The sequence below is a fragment of the Methylobacterium sp. BTF04 genome, assembly GCF_010692745.1.
In the GTDB taxonomy this organism is placed as follows: domain Bacteria; phylum Pseudomonadota; class Alphaproteobacteria; order Rhizobiales; family Beijerinckiaceae; genus Methylobacterium.
In genome coordinates this window covers 68,847-84,247 of sequence record NZ_JAAHTB010000016.1, presented here as the reverse complement: position 1 = coordinate 84,247, position 15,401 = coordinate 68,847, and the positions used below count along the sequence as shown (strand labels likewise).

The following is a 15,401-nucleotide window of genomic DNA, read 5'->3' as shown; positions in this document are numbered from 1 at the left end:
GGAGGGATTGGGAATCGAGGCTGCTGAGCGATCGGGGGCTGTCACCAAAGGCTGACAACGGGTGCGGCTGTGGGAAGGACAGTCGCTCGCGTCGGCCCTACTGCGCGGGTTTGGCTCCGTCGTCGCTCCACTCGGGCGGCAATCCGAGATTGCTCGCTACGGCGCCGGCGAGGCCGGGGCTTCGGCCGAAGGCGTCACAGACCGAGTATTTGGGCGCCATTCCGAGAGCACGGCCCATCTTGTCCGAAGACGGCCAGGAGCCCATGCGCCCGAACGGGCTTTCGCCATCGACGAGGAGATCGCTGAAATCCTCCCCGAACTTGCCCGCGAGGGTATAGGCGTCGCCGATTTCGGACACGGTCGCCGCCGATGCCATGATTTCGGCGCCACGGGCCCAAACCATCGCGGCTTTCTGGGCGCCCCTGGCGTCCCGTGCTTCCGCCTCGACGGAGAGACTTCCGAGACCGAGGGGAAGGCGTGGGACGGGTCCGCTTGCGCCGAAGGCCATGGGTGCGAATCCAAGGCCCTTGGAGACGCCCGCATAGACCTTGTCGGTGACTTCGAGGTTGCCGACGACGGCATGCACCGTGAGATCGGCGGGTTGCCCGGCGCCCACCATCTCAAAGCGCGCGCTGAGATCGGTGCAGAGGGCACGGTCGATGGCGTTGGTCACCAGCTTGCGTTGGTCCTGGGTGAGAGGAACCTCCAAAGCTTTACTGGAGAACACCGTCGGCACCACCCGGACGCTGCGCGCCGCCTTGACCGCCGGCACATCGACATGGACGAGCGCCTTGGTGATCAGTCCGTTGGACGGCTTCAGGTTCGTATACGATTGCAGCGACCCCGCGCGGTGCAGGTAGGTTTCCTGGCAGCCGGCCGAGAGCCCCAATGGCGCAAGGATCAGCGCCCGACCAACACAGCGCACCAGTGGAGCGCAAGTCTTCGCGCCAACATCGTCGTTCTCGCTCATCGCATCGCTGCCTTGACTTGACGACCGGCCGCGTGACCGCATCGATAGGGTGTTCGCGCAGGACGCGAACGGGAACAGCATCGTTCGACATCGCGCGACGGAGACGATGACTTGAGAAACCGGTCGGTCAGTGCGGATAGGGGGCGTTTCCGCTCCGACCGACCGGTTCCACCGCGGGCCCGGTTACAGGCCACACGGATCTGGAATGACGTGGGACGCCGAGCGTCGACCTATCGGCGCGGTTCGGCCTGCGATGCGAGTGCGGCATCGTTTCTGGGGGTGGTGCTCCCCGTCGTCGTCGGGCGCTTCGATGCCCACTCGCGATCCGCGTGCGGGCCATTCGTCTCGTCGGTCAGACCGAGGAGTTGACCGGGCAGGACGTCGGCGACCCGATGCCAGGTCTGACTTCCGCACAAGACCGCCAGCATGCATCCTTCGACGGACAATTCGCTGGATTTCTCGCTCCAGATCGTGACGTCGTACTGCTTGCCGTCGTCGGCATTGTAGATCTTGCCGCCGTAATGATTGTCCTTGTCGGCCTTTAGTCCGAGGATCATCTGATGTCCGAGAACGAGCCTGTCACGCTTCCGTGCGTCGGGATTCTCGGCGTCGGTGCGCGGCTTTTCTCTGTCGGGCGACGGCTTTGCCCAGACGATATAGCCGCAGAGATGCTTGTCCTGGGGACCGCACCGTTCGGTGCGGACGCGCGCACGGCCATCCTCGGTCAGCCAGGTTCCGGTCGGATCGGCGGCCCGGGCCGAGGTCGACTCGACGGCGACATGAACCGTCAGGGCGACGAGCGCGGCCGTGACGAGGCGCGGAACTACCATGGTCATCGCTCGGGTTCTCCTTTCGGATAAGGCAGCCGACCGGTCTCCCCGAATCCGATCTGGACCGGGGGTGACGACACGGGGCTCAGCGGGATCGACGTGGTGCGGCCGGCCTCGCCCGCACGATGAGGAAAGTTATCCGACGGCGATGTGATCGGGTCGGGGAATCGTCGGTATTCGTCCAGCGAGGCCGGCGTCGAGCAAAGCATAGAGTTGGGCTATGGCCGGCGCAGCGTCGAAATCGTCCAAGACGGCACGGCTGACGATGATTCCCTTCAACAGAGCGCTGATCGCCTCGAAGAGAACCAGTGGATCGCAGTCCGGCGATTTCTCGAGCGATGCCAGCGCATCGATGAACCAAGCCCTGCCTTTGTTCTCACGCTCCCGGATGATGGCGCCCACTTGCGTATTGCGCGTGGACTCGGACCATAATTCGAGACGCAGGATGGCAGCCTCGCGCGAGATTTCCAGATGGTAATACGCGATGATCCGCATCAGAGCAGAACGCTTGTCGCCGATCTCCTCGAACTGCGCGATGCGATCCGTACTTCTTTGGCGTTCCCGGTCCGCCATCGAGATCAGGACGGCTTCCTTCGATACAAAATAGCGATAGATGTTTGGAGAGCTCATTGCCGCTTCCCTGGCAATGTCTTGCATTGTCGAACGATAGTATCCGTTCCGAATGAAGCACGTCTGGGCGGCATCCAGGATCTGGTCCTGGCGCACCGAAAATTTCTGAGGCACCATCGTTTTGGGGCTTGCAGAAGCGCTCATGCTCAAGACCTCATCATGATCGACAGACGCTCCCGCAAGACTGAATTCTTGACCCGCCTTACCGCAACGACCAGCGGCGACGGAAACGTGAAGCGATCTTGCCTGGGCCTCCGCGACGATCAGGAGAGGCCCCGGCATTCCCGGGTGGCGCCACGACAGGAAGCGTCGCGGAGTTCCAATAGCCACCGTGATAGTGAATGGTCATTATCACGTCAATCGATTTTCCGGTCCGGTCGGGTCGATTCCGCCGGGAGCGGTGCCGAAATCTCCGATTCCTCGGCACGGTCCACGTCGCCTGAGGTCTGGCCGCCCCCCCCAAAGGCCGCCGTCGAGGCGGCGCATTCCTGGTTGCGGGCTGCCCGTTACACGAACGCGCGGATGTCCTCGTCATGCTCGCGCGGCGAGGCCTCGTGTCCGGCTGCAGCGGCCTGAGCGATGGGGTCGGATCAGATCGACTTTCGACGTCGGCCCTGTACACGCCATGACGCGAGGGACATCCGCTTCCGCACAAGCCCGACAAGCGAGCGCGGTCCGGGGTCGGGCATTCCCCCGCAGGCGTCGGCGCACGAGGCGGCTTGGCGCAGGCATTGCTGGCGAGATCGAAACCGTCGATCCGATGAGACCGATGGATAAAGGAACAACCGTGGACGAGATCGATCCTTGGGCCGAGCGGCGGCGCGTCGTCGAGCAGGGACGGGGGGCGCGGGCCTGGTCGCTCTGGGGGCCCTACCTCAGCGAGCGGCAATGGGGCACCGTCCGGGAAGATTACAGCCGGGATGGAAACGCCTGGCGGTTCCTGCCGCACGAGGACGCGCGCTCGCGCGCCTATCGCTGGGGCGAGGACGGCCTTGGCGGAATCAGCGACAACCAGGGGCTGCTGTGCCTGTCGCTGGCGCTCTGGAACGGGCGCGACCGCATCCTGAAGGAGCGCCTGTTCGGCCTCACCAACGAGGAGGGCAATCACGGCGAGGACGTCAAGGAGGTCTACCACTACCTCGACGCGGTCCCGAGCCACGCCTACCTCAAGTTCCTCTATCGCTACCCGCAGGCCGCCTTCCCGTATGCCGATCTTCTGGCGGAGGGCCTGCGGCGTGGCCGCACCGAGCCGGAATACGAGCTCGCCGATACGGGCGCTTTCGACGGCAATCGCTCTTTCGATGTCACGGTCGAGTACGCCAAGGCGGATGTGGACGACATCCACATGCACGTCACCGCTCGGAATCTCGGGCCGGAGACGGCCGATCTGCACCTCGTCCCGCAACTCTGGTTCCGCAATACCTGGTCGTGGCGCGAACCCTCCGGCGACGTCCGCCCCCATCTCGCGATCTGCCCGGAGGGGGGGGCCGTCTGCCATCACCCGAAGCTCGGGCGATACCGGCTCAGTCACGACGGGGCGCCGGACCTGCTGTTCTGCGAGAACGACACGAATCTCCGCCTGCACGGCGGCCAGCCGGACGCGGCGGGTCCGTTCAAGGACGGGCTCAACGCCGCGATCGTCGACGGCGACCGCTCGGCGGTCTCGACGGTGTCGGGGACGAAGCTCGGCCTCCATTACCACTTCCGCCTCGCGCCCGGCGAGACGGCGACGATCCGCCTGCGGCTCCATGCCGGCTCGGATCGTCGCGCGGTCGATGGCGACGGCGTCCTGCTGCAGCAGCGCGTGGCGGAGGCCGACGCGTTCTACGACAGCCTGCAGGACGGCATCGACGATGCCGACCGCCGGCTGATCTTCCGCCAGGCTTCGGCGGGCCTGATCTGGTCGAAGCAACTCTACCGCTACGACGTGCGCCAATGGCTCAAGGGCGACCCGTCGCAACCGACCCCGCCCGCCGAGCGCAAGGACGGCCGCAACACGGTCTGGCGCCATTTCGCCAGCGCCGACGTGCTCTCCATGCCGGACAAGTGGGAATATCCGTGGTTCGCGGCCTGGGATCTGGCCTTCCACTGCCTGCCGCTCGCCCTGCTGGACCCGGAATTTGCCAAGAGCCAGCTCCTGCTGCTCACCCGTGAATGGTACATGCACCCCAACGGCCAGCTTCCCGCCTACGAGTGGGAGTTCGGCGATACCAATCCGCCGGTGCATGCCTGGGCCACCTACCGGGTGTTCGAGATCGACCGGGAGCGGCGCGGCGGGCGCGGCGACCTCGCCTTCCTGGAGGGGGTGTTCCACAAGCTCCTGATCAACTTCACCTGGTGGGTGAACCGCAAGGACGCCCAGGGGCGCAACGTCTTCCAGGGCGGGTTCCTCGGCCTCGACAATGTCGGGGTGTTCGATCGCTCGCGCCCGCCGCCCGGCTTCGGCATGGTGCATCAGGCCGACGGCACCGCCTGGATGGCGATGTACGCGCTCAACATGATGCGCATCGCCCTCGAACTCGCCCGGCACAACGACGTCTACGAAAGCACCGCCTCGAAATTCTTCGAGCATTTCCTGCTCATCGCCGAGGCGATGACCGACATGGGCGGCGAAGGCTTCGGGCTGTGGGACGAGGAGGATCAGTTCTACTACGACGAGGTCGACATGCCGGACGGGCGCATGATCCCCTTGCGGGTCCGCTCCATGGTGGGCCTGATCCCGCTCTTCGCCGTGGAGGTGATCGATCCAACGCTGCTGCAGCGGCTGCCCGATTTCGCGCGGCGGATGAACTGGCTGCTCGAGAACCGGCCGCACCTCGCCCGCCTCGTGTCGCGCTGGACCGAGGGCGGTGTCGGCGACCGCAAGCTGCTCTCGCTCCTGCGCGGCCACCGCATGAAGGCGCTCCTGCACCGCATGCTCGACGAAGCCGAGTTCCTCTCGCCCTATGGCGTGCGCTCGTTGTCGAAGGCGCATCAGGAGCACCCGTTCTCCCTCAACGAGCTCGGCGCCTCTTTCACCGTCCGGTACGACCCGGCCGATTCGTCCTCGAACATGTTCGGCGGCAACTCGAACTGGCGTGGGCCGGTGTGGATGCCGATGAACTACCTGATCATCGAGGCGCTCCGACGCTTCCACTCCTATTACGGCGACGATTTCTTCGTGGAGTATCCCACCGGCTCGGGAACGCAGCTGACCTTGAACGCCATCGCCGACGCGCTGGAGGACCGCTTGATCGCGCTGTTCACCAAGGATGCGGAGGGTCACCGGCCCTACCAGGGCGCTGCGCGCGCGCCCACTGAGGAGGGCGCGGAGGATGCGCTGCTGTTCCACGAGTTCTTCGATGGCGATACCGGCCGCGGCCTCGGGGCTTCGCACCAGACCGGCTGGACCGCGCTCGTCCTCAACCTGATGCACGACCGGGCCAAGCGTCGTTAAAGCCGCCACCGCCGCCCGGGTGCGCCACGACACAAAGCTGTCACGGCCGGCGGAGTTGGAACCTGGGCAGCACTGTCCGTGCATTCGCGTTGCGCGTACCGTGCAACGCAGGTGCTCCGATCAGTCGAGGATGCGATGGTGGATGCCGGCTTCACGTATAGCGGCGAATTTTTGGGCGTTGCCGCGCTTATATTGTGGGCCTGGCTCGCAATCGCAGCGATCCCGACGATCGCCAACCTGATCTCACGCTACGAAGACGATCTGCAGCTCGGTCGGCAGCCACGTGCGCGGCGCCCGATGCTGGGGTGGCTCGGGCGGCTGAGCAGGCCCGAACAGGCCGCCTTCGCGCTCACCGTGGTGGCCATCGTCTGCCAATCGATCGGTTTCGCGATTCCTGATTAGGTGCGACGCGTTTCGTAACCCACGCGCGGATCAGGCTGCGGCGCGGGCAACCATCGACATCGCGGCCTTGGCGCTGGGAAGTCCGGCGATGAGGCTGACGAGTTGGTGCGCATGGTAGGGCGTGCGCAGGCAGGGTGCACCGGCCACCTTCTCGCCATCGGGAATCGTGCGGGGCGCCCGCGCCGTGTAGACGACCCCCACCTCCGGATCGAGGCACCGCGCCACCGTGGCGAGTGAGAGTCCGTCCACCGTGTCGCGGACATCGGCATCGGTCACCAGGACGTCGACCCGGCGGTCGCTCTGATCGAGCAGCAGGGTCTCGATCTCACCGGCCGTCCGCGCACTCACCACGTCGTAGCCCGACATCTCCAGGCAGCTCGTCGTGATGCTGCGGGTCAGCTCATCCCCGGCGAGGAGAAGGACGAGCGGTTGGCGGAGCGAGGCCGTCATGCGTGTGTTTCCTGGAACAACCGATACTGTGAGCTTCGGCTTTCAAATGCGCGATGATCCAGTCGTAAGATCGACCGGTTAACGTGTCCTTAAAGGACCAGTTGCCGCGGGCAACGCCATTTTTTGTTCTGGCGACGACTTGCCGATAATTTGCGAGATGTGCTCATTGCGCACTCACTCGCCTGCTCAGAAATGATGCGCGAAGGCGAACGACACCCAATTTTTGAGGACCCCCGCTCCGTCGGCCGTCTCGCGGAGTGGAACGAGCAGCGCTCCTCCGTGCGTCCGCCGCAGCGCGAATGTGGGCTGATTCGCCACGATGGCGCGCATCGCCGCGTGGACCGGGCCGACCGTAGAATCCGCATCAGGACAGCATTCTCCCGGCGCGCCCACGGGTTGGGAGAATGAGCTTTCTCATTCCTGCGTGAAAAAGATATTCGCTTCCTTTGACGCCAGTCGAAGATCGCGAGATGCTTGGGTCTGAGCGATGAATTGGTTCGAAATCGACCCGATATCGAATTGTATTCAAATCATTCTGAGACCGACACCGCTATAGTCCCGAAAATCATCTTCACAAGACCGTACCCGAGAGACGGATGTCTCCCGGGTACCGTCGTCACGCGCGGAAAACCTCATGAGCTTCAAATCGCCTGCCTCCACAACCGCCGCGCCGATCCGGTTCGCCTATTGGGTGCCCAACGTCTCGGGCGGCCTCGTCATCAGCAAGATCGCCCAGCGGACCAGTTGGGACGCCGACTACAATCGGCGCCTCGCCCAGATCGCGGAAGCCGCCGGGTTCGACTATGCGCTGACCCAGATCCGCTTCACCGCAGGGTACGGCGCGGAATTCCAGCATGAATCGGTGGCCTTCAGCCACGCCCTTCTCGCCGTGACCACGAGGCTCAAGGTCATCGCCGCCCTGCTGCCGGGACCATGGAATCCGACCATCGCCGCCAAGCAGATCGCGACGATCAGCCAGCTCAGCGAAGGGCGCATCGCCATCAACGTGGTCTCGGGCTGGTTCTCGGGCGAGTTCCGCGCCATCGGCGAGCCCTGGCTCGACCACGACGAGCGCTACCGCCGCTCGGAAGAATTCATCAGCGCGTTGCGCGGAATCTGGACGCAGGACAACTTCACCTTTCGCGGCGATTTCTATCGCTACACCAACTACACCCTCAAGCCGAAGCCGGCCGACCCGCACCCGGAGATCTTCCAGGGCGGCTCGTCGCGGGCGGCGCGCGACATGGCCGCCCGGGTGTCGGATTGGTACTTCACCAACGGCAACACGCCGGAGGGCATCAAGGCCCAGGTCGACGACATCCAGGCCAAGGCACAGGCCAACGGCCATGCGGTGAAGGTCGGCGTCAACGCCTTCGTCATCGCCCGCGACACCGAGGCGGAGGCCCGCGCCGTTCTCCAGGAGATCATCGACAATGCCGACCCGGAGGCGGTGAAGGCATTCGGCCACGAGGTGAAGAACGCCGGCAAGGCCTCGCCGGAGGGGGAGGGCAACTGGACGAAATCGACCCTCACCGACCTCGTCCAGTACAATGACGGCTTCAAGACCAACCTCATCGGTACCCCCGATCAGATCGCCGAGCGCATCGTCGCGCTGAAGGATGCCGGGGTGGATCTGGCGCTCCTCGCCTTCCTGCACTTCCAGGAAGAGGTCGCGTATTTCGGTGCGCACATCATCCCGCGGGTGCGGGCGCTGGAGGCGGCGCGCGAGCGCAGGGCCGAGGCCGCCTGAGAGACGACGACCCTCTGGGCTCCGAGATCGCCGGCCGGATCGCCTCAGGATGCGGTCGCGGACCGGAAGGCCGGCGCCCCTGACACTCACTTTCGGAGAAGCCCGATGAACATCGCCGTCAGCGCCAGCGCGCTCGAAACCTACCGCGTGCCGAAAGGGGCCCCCGGTCCGGTCCAAATCCCGGAGCCGGCCCACATCATCCGCGACGACGCCGAGGCCATCCGCGTCGCCCATGCGCTGGCCGCGGAGATCGGCATCGACGCGGCCGAGCGGGACCGCACGGGACGTCGCCCCTTCGCCGAGGTCGACGCCTTCTCGCAGAGCGGGCTGTGGTCGATCAACGTCCCGAAAGCCTATGGCGGGCCGCAGGTCTCCTACAGAACCCTGGCCCAGGTCATCGCCATCGTCTCGGCGGCCGATCCGTCGATCGGCCAGATCGCGCAGAACCACCTCGGCATCGTCGCGGCCATCGCAACCGTCTCCGACGCGGCGCAGAAGCGGCTGCTGTTCGGCAAGGTGCTGGCCGGCACCCGCTTCGGCAACGCCTTCTCGGAGAGCGGCACGCCGCGCGCCGCCGATTTCAAGACGCATTTCGTCGACCACGGCGACCATGTCGTCGTCCATGGCCGCAAGTTCTACGCGACCGGGGCGCTACTGGCCCATCTCGTGCCCATCGTCGCGGTGGATGCGGAGAACCGGCCCTGGTACGCGATCGCCGAGCGCAACGCGCCGGGCCTCACGGTCGTCGACGACTGGTCGAGCTTCGGCCAGCGCACCACCGCGAGCGGCACGGTAATCCTCGACGGCGTGCGGGTGGAGAAATCCCATCTCGTGCCGGCGTGGCAGGGCTATGAGCGCCCGAGCGTGAACGGGGCGATCTTCCAGATCATCCAGGCGGCCATCGATGCCGGGATCGCGAAGGCCGCGCTCGCCGAGACCATCGACTTCGTCCGTACCAAGTCGCGCCCCTGGATCGACAGCGGCCTGGAGCGGGCCTCCGACGATCCCCACACCATCCGGATCGTCGGCGATCTCACCATCCGGCTGCATGCGGCCGAAGCGCTCCTCGAGCGGGCGGGCCTCGCCCTCGACGCGGCGGTGGCCGCGCCCGACGCCGACAGCGTCGCGGCGGCCCAGCTCGCGGTGGCCGAATCGAAGGTGCTCACCACCGAAGTGGCGCTGGCGGCCACCAACACCCTGTTCGAGCTCGCCGGCACCCGCTCGACGCTGGCAGAGCACAACCTCGACCGGCATTGGCGCAACGCCCGAACCCACACCCTGCACGACCCGGTACGCTGGAAATACGCCATCGTCGGCAACCACGCGCTGAACGGCGTCAAGCCGCCCTTCCACGCCTGGAGCTGAGAAACCCGCCGCCGCACGCCCCCCGCCTTGCAGTGCGGCGGCACACGCAGCAGCCAGGACGAGGCGCATGGCAGCGTCGCGCAGATCGTCCTGGCGCGGAGGCGATACGGAGACCAATTTAAGGAGACGTTCACGGCTTTCATCGCTTCTCGAAGCAATCCGAGCCGTATCTCTCCAAAGACCGTTGATCAGGACCTCAGCCCGTGGATATCGAGACCGCCAAAAGCTTGGTGGGTGCCGCCCTCATCGTTGCCGTCGCCGCCTTCTCCGTCGTGACACTGTCTTCCGCCGCCATCGACATGCTGCGCGATCTGCGCATCCTGCCGCCCCGCGCCGACACCGCCCCGCGCCGCCACCGCCGCGCGTAGCCCGCGACCCGGCGACCGGGGCGCCCCCGCCCACAACAATCCCGATGAAGACGTGTGTTTAACGGGGGCAACGTGCCCGGAGCGACTGGCGATCGCGCCATCGTGTTCCATCTTCCTAGCGATGAACTTCGTCGTCCAGAATCGAATCGCAACAACCTCCGCGCGCGTGCGAGCCGCGGCGCGCGCTGTCTCGCGCCGCGCGGCCGAGCGGGCAGGCGCCCTCGATCGTGATGGCGGTTTTCCGGGCGAGGACGTCGTCCATTGCCACGAGGCGGGCCTGCTGGCGGCCCCGCTCCCCGTGGCACTCGGCGGTGCGGACCTCGATACGCCGGCGATGGCGCCGGTGCTCCTCGATGTGCTGGCCCATGTCGGCCGCGGCAGCCTCGCGCTCGGACGGCTCTACGAGGGCCACGTCAACGCCCTGTCGCTGATCCTGCGCTTCGCGTCCGATCCCGTCCGCGACCGCCTTGCCGCGGATGTCCGTGCCGGACACCTGTTCGGGGTCTGGAACACCCAGCCGCAGGACGGCGGACTCGTCCTGGCGGGGGAGGGCGACGCGTGCCGCCTCGCGGGCGTCAAATCCTTCGCGTCCGGGGCCGGGTCGGTGACCCGCCCCCTCGTCACCGCACGCCGACCGGACGGGCGCCAGCAGATGCTGGTGATCGACCTCGCCCCCGGAACCCGGGCCGACCTGTCGTCGTGGTGCGCGCAAGGCATGCGCGCCTCGACCTCCGGAATCCTCGACTTCTCCGGCCTCCCCGTCGGGCTCGGAGCCGCGGTCGGCGAGGCCGACGATTACTTTCGCGAGCCGCACTTTTCCGGCGGCGCTTGGCGCTTCGCCGCCGTCCAGCTCGGCGGCATCGAAGCGGTGTTCGACGTCTTGCGGGCGCATCTCGGCGCCACCGGGCGCGGGTCCGATCCGCACCAGGCGGCCCGCCTCGGCGAGGCGGCCATCGCGGTGGAGACAGCGCGGCTGTTCGTGAGCCACGCCGCCGCCCTCGCCAGCGACCCCGATGCGGAGCCGGACCGGGTGATCGCCTATGTCAATCTCGCCCGCCTCGCGGTGGAGCGGGCCGGACTCGACGTCCTGGAGCGCGCGCAGCGCTCGGTGGGCCTCGCCGGCTTCCTGCAGACCCATCCGCTGGAGCGGTTGTCGCGCGATCTGGCCACCTACCTGCGCCAGCCCGGCCCCGACCGGGCGCTGACCCATGCGGCCGCCTACGTTCTTGCCGATGCCCGTCCCGCCGAAGCGCTCTGGCACGACCCCGACGACACCCTCGTGCCCCAGCATCCGGTCCACGCCTCATGAACCGCCATATCGGCTCGCTCACGCCGCGCTATTTCACGGAACTCTACGCGTCCGACCCGGACCCGTGGCGCTTCGCCACGAGCCCCTACGAGCATGCCAAGTACGACGCCACCCTGGCGAGCCTGCCGCGCGCGACCTACGCGCAGGCCCTGGAGATCGGCTGCTCCATCGGCGTGCTAACCCGGCGATTGGCGAGCCGCTGCACCAGCCTGCTGTCCGTCGACGTGGCGGAGAGCGCCCTCGACGCCGCCCGGGAGCGCTGCGCCGACCTGCCCCACGTGCGCTTTGCCCAAGGCGCGGTGCCGGCGCATTGGCCGGAGGGCCGGTTCGACCTGATCGTGTTGTCGGAGGTGGTGTACTACCTCGGCCGGGACGACATCGCCGCCCTCGTGGGCCATCTCCGCACGGCCTTGAATCCCGGAGGAGACCTCGTCCTCGTGCACTGGACCGGCGACACGCACTATCCGTTGAGCGGCGACGAGGCCGCCGAGGCGGTGATCGCGCTTGGCGCCGACAGCCTCGCCATTCGCCACCAGGGCCGCACCCCGCTCTATCGCCTCGATGTGCTGCGCGCCGTGGGCTCCGTAGCAGCGCCATGACCGGAGGCGCGCCCCGCGAGACCGTGATCCGGCATCGCGTGTGGGTGCGCCTGACCCATTGGCTGAACGCCGCCGCGTTCCTCGCCCTTCTGGTGAGCGGCACCGCGATCCTGCTCGCCCTGCCGCGCCTGTTCTGGGGCGAGACAGGCACTCTCGGCGCCCCCGCCGCGTTCGAACTGCCCCTGCCGGTGAACCTCGAGCAGACCGGCTGGGGCCGCAACCTGCATTTCCTGGCGGCCTGGGTTCTGGTCCTCAACGGGCTCGCCTACCTCGTCCTGTCTCTGCGAAGCGGCCACATCGTCCGGGCCCTCGTGCCGGATCGCGACCAACTGGCGCCCGCCCATCTCGGCCGCGAAATCGCCGACCATGCCCGCCTGCGCCGGCCCCGCGGGCGCGAGACCCTGCGGTACAACGCCCTGCAGAAAATCGCCTATCTCGCCGTGATCCTGCTGCTGTTCCCCCTGATGGTGCTCACCGGGCTGACGATGTCGCCCGGCTTCACCACCGCCTTTCCGGAACTCTTCACCCTGTTCGGCGGCAGGCAATCGGCCCGCACGCTCCATTTCATCGCCGCGAGCCTCCTGGTCCTGTTCCTTCTCGTCCATGTCGCCCAGGTCTTCGTCGGCGGGGCCGCCAACCTGATGCGGTCGATGATCACAGGGCGCTTCGTCGTCCCGCCGGCAGGCCCCGAACACCCGGAGACACCCGATGCGTGACCTGTCGCGCCGTCGCCTCCTCACCGGTTCGGTGACGCTGGCCGGGGCCGGTCTCGTGGGGGGCTGCGACGCACCGGCCCTGTCGCATCTCGCCACCCCGTACGACTGGAGCAACGGGCTCACCTTCGCGGTCCAGCGCTGGCTCCTGCGCCGGCAGCCGCTGGTGCGCGAGTTCGACCGGTCGGCGATCTCGGCCGTCTTCCCGACCATCAACACCACCGATCCGGACGATGCCGGATACCGGCGCTCGAAGGCCCTCGGCTTCGCCGATTGGCACCTGCCGGTGACCGGACTCGTCGAGCGGCCCGGCCTCTTCTCGCTGGCCGCGCTGAAGGCGATGCCGACGCGCACCCAGGTGACATTGCACAGCTGCGAGCAGGGCTGGTCGGCCATCGCCGAATGGACCGGCGTGCCGCTCGCCCACCTCCTCGCCACGGTCGGGCTGAAGCCGCAGGCGCGCTTCATCGTCATCCGCAGCGTCGACGGCTGGTGGGATTCCTACGACCTGTTCGACGCACTTCATCCGCAAACGATCCTCGCCTACGGCATGAACGGCGCCGACCTGCCGATATCGCACGGCGCGCCGTTGCGCCTGCGGGTGGAGCGCCAGCTCGGCTACAAGAGCCTGAAATACATCGCCTCCATCGAGGCGGTCGAGGGCGTCGACGGCTACGGCAAGGGCCGCGGCAGCATGGTCGCCGAACTCGGCTTCCCCTGGTACGCGGGCATCTGACCGTCGCTCACAGCGTGAGGGCGAGGCCGCCCAAAGCCGTGAGCCCGACGACGATCCAGGGCGGGACCCCACCTGCGGTCAGGAGCACGAAGGCAGTGGCGGCCATGGCGAGGTCGCGGGCGTCGCCGATGGCACTGGTCCAGACCGGATCGTAGAGCGCAGCGCCCAAGAGCCCGACCACCGCCGCGTTGCCGCCGCGCAAAGCCGCCTGGGCCAGGGGCCGCCGGCGCAGGCCGTCCCAGAACGGCAAGGCGCCATAGACCAGCAGAAGCCCCGGCAGGAACATCGCCGCGAGGGCGAGACCGGCACCCAGCAGCCCGTGCGGCGTCGGCCCGAGCACCACGCCGAGATAGGCCGCAACGCTGAAGAGCGGCCCCGGCACTGCCTGCGCCGCGCCGTAGCCGGCAAGGAACGCGTCTGCGCTCAGCCACCCCGGATCGACGAGGCCGGCGCGCAGGAGCGGCAGCACCACGTGGCCGCCGCCGAAGACGAGGGCGCCGGCCCGATAGAACGCATCGACCAATGCGAACCCGTGCCAGTGCGCAGTGGCGGCCAGAACCGGGAGCCCGCCGAGGAGGACGGCGAACGCCACCAGGGCCACGGTGCCGGCGCGGCGCGAGATCGGAACGGTAAGGCGGCCGACGCTCACGCCAGCCGCCCCCCGGCACAGGACGAGGCCGGCGCCGGCGCCGAACAGGATCGCGCCGACCTGCCCGAGCGCCGTGGGAGCGAGGATCACGAGCCACAGGGCGCCGAGGGCGATCCCGGCGCGGACACGGTCCGGCGCCAGGGTCCGGGCCATGCCCCATACCGCCTGGGCCACCACCGCCACGGCCACGAGCTTCAGGCCATGGACGAGGCCGGACGCCACCGGCCCGGCGGTCATGCCGGCCCCATACGCGACGGCGATCAGGATCAGCGCGGAGGGGAGGGTGAAGCCGGCAAACGCCGCAAGACCGCCCGCGAGACCGCCGGCCCGGATTGTGCCGAGGGCGAATCCGACCTGGCTTGAGGCCGGTCCGGGCAGGAACTGGCACAGGGCGACGAGGTCGGCATAGCCCGCCTCGTTGATCCAGCGCCGGCGATGCACGAAGGCCTCGCGAAAGTAGCCGAGATGGGCGACGGGGCCGCCGAACGCGGTCAGGCCCAATTTGAGGAAGGCGAGGAAGACCTCGCGGACCGGGCCCGACATGGGATCAGGCGAGCCCGCCGGCCTCGACCACGAAGCGGGCCACCGCGTCGGCACCGTGCCCGTCGCGCAGGGACGAGAACACGTAAGGGCGCGCGCCGCGCATCCGCTTGGTGTCGGCTTCCATCACCCCAAGGTCGGCGCCGACCAGCGGTGCGAGGTCGGTCTTGTTGACGATGAGGAGGTCCGAGCGGGTGATGCCGGGGCCGCCCTTGCGGGGGATCTTCTCGCCGCCGCCGACGTCGATGACGTAGAGGGTGAGGTCCGCGAGTTCCGGCGAGAAGGTGGCGGCAAGGTTGTCGCCCCCCGATTCGATCAGGATGAGATCGAGCTTGGGAAAGCGCCGGCGCATCTCGGCCACCGCCGCGAGGTTGATCGAGGCGTCCTCGCGGATCGCCGTGTGCGGGCAGCCCCCGGTCTCGACCCCCATGATCCGCTCTTCGGGGAGCGCGCCGGCCACGGTGAGGATGCGCGCATCCTCCTTGGTGTAGATGTCGTTGGTGATCGCGCAGATCTCGAACCGGTCGCGCAACCGCTTGCAGAGCTGCTCCATCAGGGCGGTCTTGCCGGAGCCGACGGGGCCGCCGATGCCGACGCGCAAGGGACCGTTCGGAGAGCGACCATTCGGAGAGGGGCCGGTGGAGGCGGTCATGG

Annotated in this window: 15 protein-coding genes; 9 read left to right on the top strand and 6 right to left on the bottom strand. The window is 67.7% G+C overall.

Annotation, left to right across the window (positions count from 1 at the left end; translation table 11 throughout):
• Window positions 1-97 precede the first annotated feature (97 nt).
• From G3T14_RS12075 to G3T14_RS12065, 3 genes are all read right to left on the bottom strand, one after another.
• Complete coding sequence (locus G3T14_RS12075; RefSeq protein WP_163642796.1) at window positions 98-970, bottom strand: DUF3313 domain-containing protein; 873 nt, start codon at window positions 968-970, stop codon at window positions 98-100.
• A 230-nt stretch (window positions 971-1,200) separates the two neighbouring features.
• A complete protein-coding gene (locus G3T14_RS12070) occupies window positions 1,201-1,806 on the bottom strand; it encodes a DUF2147 domain-containing protein (RefSeq protein ID WP_163642795.1) in 606 nt (201 codons plus the stop codon).
• 129 nt (window positions 1,807-1,935) lie between these two features.
• Entirely contained in the window at window positions 1,936-2,574 is a 639-nt protein-coding gene (locus tag G3T14_RS12065) for a TetR/AcrR family transcriptional regulator (RefSeq protein ID WP_163642794.1), read from the bottom strand.
• Between the two features lie 625 nt (window positions 2,575-3,199).
• Here G3T14_RS12065 and G3T14_RS12060 point away from each other — a divergent pair.
• Both G3T14_RS12060 and G3T14_RS12055 read left to right on the top strand, forming a co-directional pair.
• A complete protein-coding gene (locus tag G3T14_RS12060; RefSeq protein ID WP_204262815.1) occupies window positions 3,200-5,866 on the top strand; it encodes a glucosidase in 2,667 nt (888 codons plus the stop codon).
• A 135-nt stretch (window positions 5,867-6,001) separates the two neighbouring features.
• Window positions 6,002-6,268 carry a hypothetical protein gene (locus tag G3T14_RS12055; protein WP_163642792.1) on the top strand — a complete coding sequence of 89 codons (267 nt, stop codon included), beginning with the start codon at window positions 6,002-6,004 and terminating at the stop codon, window positions 6,266-6,268.
• A gap of 30 nt (window positions 6,269-6,298) precedes the next feature.
• On the opposite strand, the gene G3T14_RS12050 is transcribed toward G3T14_RS12055, so the two are convergent.
• The gene (locus G3T14_RS12050; RefSeq protein ID WP_163642791.1) at window positions 6,299-6,718 is read right to left on the bottom strand and encodes a response regulator; all 420 of its coding nucleotides are present in this window, start codon (window positions 6,716-6,718) and stop codon (window positions 6,299-6,301) included.
• A gap of 634 nt (window positions 6,719-7,352) precedes the next feature.
• Between G3T14_RS12050 and sfnG the strand changes: the two genes are divergently transcribed.
• From sfnG to G3T14_RS12015, 7 genes are all read left to right on the top strand, one after another.
• Window positions 7,353-8,468, top strand: a complete 1,116-nt coding sequence (sfnG, locus tag G3T14_RS12045; RefSeq protein ID WP_163642790.1) for a dimethylsulfone monooxygenase SfnG — start codon at window positions 7,353-7,355, stop codon at window positions 8,466-8,468.
• Window positions 8,469-8,573: 105 nt separating this feature from the next.
• A complete protein-coding gene (locus G3T14_RS12040; RefSeq protein ID WP_163642789.1) occupies window positions 8,574-9,833 on the top strand; it encodes an SfnB family sulfur acquisition oxidoreductase in 1,260 nt (419 codons plus the stop codon).
• A gap of 203 nt (window positions 9,834-10,036) precedes the next feature.
• Window positions 10,037-10,201, top strand: a complete 165-nt coding sequence (locus G3T14_RS12035; protein ID WP_163642788.1) for a hypothetical protein — start codon at window positions 10,037-10,039, stop codon at window positions 10,199-10,201.
• Window positions 10,202-10,322: 121 nt separating this feature from the next.
• Window positions 10,323-11,510 (top strand): acyl-CoA dehydrogenase family protein, encoded by a 1,188-nt coding sequence (locus G3T14_RS12030; RefSeq protein WP_163642787.1) that lies wholly within the window; start codon window positions 10,323-10,325, stop codon window positions 11,508-11,510.
• Entirely contained in the window at window positions 11,507-12,109 is a 603-nt protein-coding gene (locus tag G3T14_RS12025) for an SAM-dependent methyltransferase (RefSeq protein ID WP_163642786.1), read from the top strand. Before G3T14_RS12030 ends, G3T14_RS12025 begins: the two co-directional genes overlap by 4 nt.
• On the top strand, window positions 12,106-12,825 hold the full coding sequence (locus G3T14_RS12020) for a cytochrome b/b6 domain-containing protein (RefSeq protein WP_163642785.1): 720 nt from the start codon (window positions 12,106-12,108) through the stop codon (window positions 12,823-12,825). The genes G3T14_RS12025 and G3T14_RS12020 overlap by 4 nt, the downstream gene beginning before the upstream one ends.
• Complete coding sequence (locus G3T14_RS12015; RefSeq protein WP_163642784.1) at window positions 12,818-13,558, top strand: molybdopterin-dependent oxidoreductase; 741 nt, start codon at window positions 12,818-12,820, stop codon at window positions 13,556-13,558. The genes G3T14_RS12020 and G3T14_RS12015 overlap by 8 nt, the downstream gene beginning before the upstream one ends.
• Before the next feature lie 7 nt (window positions 13,559-13,565).
• On the opposite strand, the gene chrA is transcribed toward G3T14_RS12015, so the two are convergent.
• Window positions 13,566-14,750: a chromate efflux transporter gene (gene chrA / locus G3T14_RS12010; RefSeq protein ID WP_163642783.1), complete on the bottom strand. Its 1,185-nt coding sequence runs from the start codon at window positions 14,748-14,750 to the stop codon at window positions 13,566-13,568.
• Between the two features lie 4 nt (window positions 14,751-14,754).
• Window positions 14,755-15,399 (bottom strand): urease accessory protein UreG, encoded by a 645-nt coding sequence (gene ureG, locus G3T14_RS12005; protein ID WP_163642782.1) that lies wholly within the window; start codon window positions 15,397-15,399, stop codon window positions 14,755-14,757.
• Window positions 15,400-15,401 lie beyond the last annotated feature (2 nt).

Excerpts from the sequence above, each read along its gene's own strand:
- G3T14_RS12030 (WP_163642787.1), top strand. The coding sequence starts at position 10,323 with ATGAACTTCGTCGTCCAGAATCGAATCGCAACAACCTCCGCGCGCGTG.
- G3T14_RS12075 (WP_163642796.1), bottom strand. The coding sequence starts at position 970 with ATGAGCGAGAACGACGATGTTGGCGCGAAGACTTGCGCTCCACTGGTG.
- G3T14_RS12070 (WP_163642795.1), bottom strand. The coding sequence starts at position 1,806 with ATGACCATGGTAGTTCCGCGCCTCGTCACGGCCGCGCTCGTCGCCCTG.
- sfnG (WP_163642790.1), top strand. The coding sequence starts at position 7,353 with ATGAGCTTCAAATCGCCTGCCTCCACAACCGCCGCGCCGATCCGGTTC.
- G3T14_RS12020 (WP_163642785.1), top strand. The coding sequence starts at position 12,106 with ATGACCGGAGGCGCGCCCCGCGAGACCGTGATCCGGCATCGCGTGTGG.
- chrA (WP_163642783.1), bottom strand. The coding sequence starts at position 14,750 with ATGTCGGGCCCGGTCCGCGAGGTCTTCCTCGCCTTCCTCAAATTGGGC.
- ureG (WP_163642782.1), bottom strand. The coding sequence starts at position 15,399 with ATGACCGCCTCCACCGGCCCCTCTCCGAATGGTCGCTCTCCGAACGGT.
- G3T14_RS12055 (WP_163642792.1), top strand. The coding sequence starts at position 6,002 with ATGGTGGATGCCGGCTTCACGTATAGCGGCGAATTTTTGGGCGTTGCC.
- G3T14_RS12040 (WP_163642789.1), top strand. The coding sequence starts at position 8,574 with ATGAACATCGCCGTCAGCGCCAGCGCGCTCGAAACCTACCGCGTGCCG.
- G3T14_RS12050 (WP_163642791.1), bottom strand. The coding sequence starts at position 6,718 with ATGACGGCCTCGCTCCGCCAACCGCTCGTCCTTCTCCTCGCCGGGGAT.
- G3T14_RS12065 (WP_163642794.1), bottom strand. The coding sequence starts at position 2,574 with ATGAGCGCTTCTGCAAGCCCCAAAACGATGGTGCCTCAGAAATTTTCG.
- G3T14_RS12060 (WP_204262815.1), top strand. The coding sequence starts at position 3,200 with ATGGATAAAGGAACAACCGTGGACGAGATCGATCCTTGGGCCGAGCGG.
- G3T14_RS12015 (WP_163642784.1), top strand. The coding sequence starts at position 12,818 with ATGCGTGACCTGTCGCGCCGTCGCCTCCTCACCGGTTCGGTGACGCTG.
- G3T14_RS12025 (WP_163642786.1), top strand. The coding sequence starts at position 11,507 with ATGAACCGCCATATCGGCTCGCTCACGCCGCGCTATTTCACGGAACTC.